Origin of the sequence: Nocardia sp. CA-135953, assembly GCF_050955735.1 — a bacterium.
Classification (GTDB): domain Bacteria; phylum Actinomycetota; class Actinomycetes; order Mycobacteriales; family Mycobacteriaceae; genus Nocardia.
In genome coordinates this window covers 4,435,000-4,436,908 of the sequence record NZ_CP192082.1, presented here as the reverse complement: position 1 = coordinate 4,436,908, position 1,909 = coordinate 4,435,000, and the positions used below count along the sequence as shown (strand labels likewise).

General features: G+C 57.5%; 1 protein-coding gene. It reads right to left on the bottom strand.

Going from position 1 to position 1,909, the window contains the following annotated elements; all coding sequences use genetic code 11:
- Positions 1–858 precede the first annotated feature (858 nt).
- Positions 859–1,674, bottom strand: coding sequence for a hypothetical protein (locus ACQPXH_RS20510; protein WP_433598150.1), 816 nt, complete (start codon positions 1,672–1,674; stop codon positions 859–861).
- Between the last annotated feature and the right edge of the window lie 235 nt (positions 1,675–1,909).

Here is a 1,909-nt window from a genome sequence, read left to right as displayed (position 1 = left end):
CCCGAGCCCGGGCGAAACATCGGCGGCACCATCCGACAACTTCGAACGGCACGCTTCCGCGGACCATCGGCGCCAGCGCGGGTCTTCCGGTACCGAATCGAACAACCCTGCCGCGCAACGGGATCCCGCCGCGGAGACGGCGCATCGACCGACGTCGGGCAAGGCGGTGCCGGGTGTCATGCCGAGGAATCAGCTGATCCATCGTCGGACGATGACGGCCGTGCTTGGCGGAAACGGTGGGAGATGCGAATGTACCAATGGAGTGGTTGCCGTCGGTGACAGGTACCGCGCATGGTCGTGTCGCTGATCTGCGGGCTGTTGAAAGAGGGACTGACGGAAGTGCTCGAAGACCCGATAGTGCGCACGGTTTCGTCACTCCCCACGAATCTTCGGTGGCCGGTCCAGATCGATATGCATCAGGCTGTAGCCAGCTCATCGGGGAGGTTTCTTGTACTGGCCTGGTCGTCGGGGTGTGGAACCTTGCTGCCGGCCAGGGTCGAGCTCGTCGTGCACCCACGCCTTGGCCACGTAATAGTCGAGATCGCCATTCTGCATGGCTCGGCGGAGGTCTCGAGCGAGATTCTGCCCGGCCGTCGATGACGCCGCCCTCGACTCACCAGGGTCGAGACATCGGAAGCCATCGCAGCGCAACGCCATTCGTGCAAAGTCGGTGTCGATGGGATGCGTTACTCGACGTCAAATTTTGAGGTTGGGACCGTCAATCGGTGACAGTTAGCGACAGACAGGCGACGTGTGTGCGGGAGATCAGGACGAGATCGTCCCAGATGTTCGCGTAGTAGCTATCCGGTCGGTTCTCGATATGCGCTGCGAATCGGACTGTGCGAGCGATTCACTATTTCAATTATCGGTGTCGAACCTGAAACCGAGCTCGCCTTTTTCGGAATTTGTCCATCGCTGCTCAGGTCGCCCGGTCCCGAAGTACCCCATCGAACGATAATAGTTCGGCATAGCGTTGAATACGATCATCACACGATCGAGCTGCTCTTTCATCAGGTCGGTATACATCCCAGTGTTTGGGTCCTCGCGGCACACCAGCGCCGTATCACTTATGAATGGTTCTGCTCTGTTGACGAAGGCGGCAAACAAGTCTTGGGCAGCGAGGTTCGGCCAGCCCATCGTCGCTATCGAGACCATTACTATCTCGCCCTGTAGTCTGTCAACCGAAAGACTTCGACTCTGCGTTTGTGATTTGTTCCTCTCGGCCAGCAGTTGGGCAATCACGGCCTCGGACGATCCGGGAGGTATATTGATTCTTTCAATGCTTCCGGAACGAGAATCGATAGATAGAGAACACACTTGCTTACGCGAGACGATATCTCGCAGGAAACGTTCCGAAATCCGGTCGACCTGAGCGACAAATAAATCTCCCATCGTGGCAGTTCGCTGATCCCATCGGCATACAGCGATCGTTCCACGGATGATAATCGGCGCTTCTGTGGGGTACGCACTAAGCATTTCGGATGCGACAGGATTTTCACGGTTCGTCGATTCAGGATCATAGTACAGTCGCATTTGTGGACCGAGTGCAATATGATCGACCGTGTCGGACTTCAGTGTTCCTCTCAACCAGGACAGCGGATTCGTATCCTCCATCCGAAGGTGTTCGATGTTGCCTGTTTCGTCAATGACGACAGTGGCTGCCTGTGTTGCCATTTCCATCCTGAATGTATTTACTGGTTGAAGTGACTTTACCTTACCGGCAGTCCGCCGCCGGAGAGGCTGGCCGTCGTCAGCGACCCGATTCGGCTGTGCAACAGGCGCACTGACAACCACCCCGGGAACGGTTTCCCTCCAGCGCGCGAGTGCCCGAGGCCAACGCTAACGACGAGCAGCAGTGCTGGCCTCGATATTTCTCGCCGGTGATGTGCTGGTCCGAGTGGGTCGGTGG